The 1,264-nt window shown below is 59.6% G+C and carries 1 protein-coding gene; it reads left to right on the top strand.

The window, feature by feature from the left end; all coding sequences use genetic code 11:
• Positions 1–129: 129 nt before the first annotated feature.
• Positions 130–1,264 (top strand): alpha/beta hydrolase (locus D8V06_RS07470; RefSeq protein WP_130930715.1); only part of this gene is annotated, 1,135 nt, incomplete at its 3' end.

Below are 1,264 nucleotides of genomic sequence, written 5' to 3' on the forward strand. Positions count from 1 at the left end.
CCATTGGGCGGTTAACCGACGCATTGTCGGTCGGCAGGATGCCGCGCCGCGCAACAACCCGCTACAGCGTCTATGGTGTTCTGGTTCGGTGTGTTTGTTTTTGGCCTGAAGACGAAGGAGTGTTGACTGATGCGTGAAAAACCAGCGAGGGAGTCTTTGCCCACTCCCGCCGTGTTCATCAACGCACAGAGTGCGATTACCGGTCTGCGCGGCCGGGATCTGATTTCGACGTTGCGCAGTGTTGCTGTCCATGGCTTGCGCAACCCGGTACACACGGCTCGGCATGCCTTGAAACTGGGCGGGCAACTAGGGCGAGTGTTGTTGGGCGATACCCTGCACCCGACCAATCCGCACGACAGTCGATTCGCCGACCCGGCATGGAGCCTCAATCCGTTTTATCGTCGCAGCCTGCAGGCCTACCTGAGCTGGCAGAAAGAGGTCAAAAGCTGGATCGACCAAAGCACCATGAGCCCTGATGATCGTGCTCGTGCGCACTTTGCCTTCGCCCTGCTCAACGATGCCGTATCGCCATCCAACAGCCTGCTCAATCCCCTGGCGATCAAGGAAATCTTCAACACTGGCGGCAACAGCCTGGTGCGCGGCATCAGTCATCTGGTTGACGATCTGCTGCACAACGACGGCCTGCCCCGGCAGGTCACCAAACAGGCATTCGAAGTCGGCAAGACCGTCGCCACCACGACGGGCTCCGTGGTGTTTCGCAACGAATTGCTGGAGCTGATCCAGTACAAGCCGATGAGCGAAAAGCAGTACTCCAAACCGCTGCTGGTGGTGCCGCCGCAAATCAACAAGTACTACATTTTCGATCTGAGCCCGCACAACAGTTTCGTCCAGTTCGCGCTCAAGAATGGCTTGCAGACCTTCATGATCAGTTGGCGCAATCCGGATGTACGCCATCGCGAATGGGGACTGTCGACTTACGTTGAAGCGGTCGAAGAGGCCATGAACGTCTGCCGCGCGATCACCGGCGCCCGCGAGGTCAACCTGATGGGTGCCTGTGCCGGCGGACTGACCATCGCCGCCCTGCAAGGCCATCTGCAGGCCAAGCGCCAACTGCGCCGTGTCTCCAGCGCAACCTACCTGGTCAGCCTGCTCGACAGCGAGCTGGAGTCCCCGGCGACCTTGTTCGCCGACGAGCAGACCCTGGAAGCCGCCAAACGTCGCTCCTATCAAAAAGGCGTGCTCGATGGCCGCGACATGGCCAAGGTCTTCGCCTGGATGCGCCCCAACGATTTGATCTGGAGTT

The sequence above is a fragment of the Pseudomonas sp. Sample_24 genome (assembly GCF_004307605.1).
Lineage (GTDB): Bacteria > Pseudomonadota > Gammaproteobacteria > Pseudomonadales > Pseudomonadaceae > Aquipseudomonas.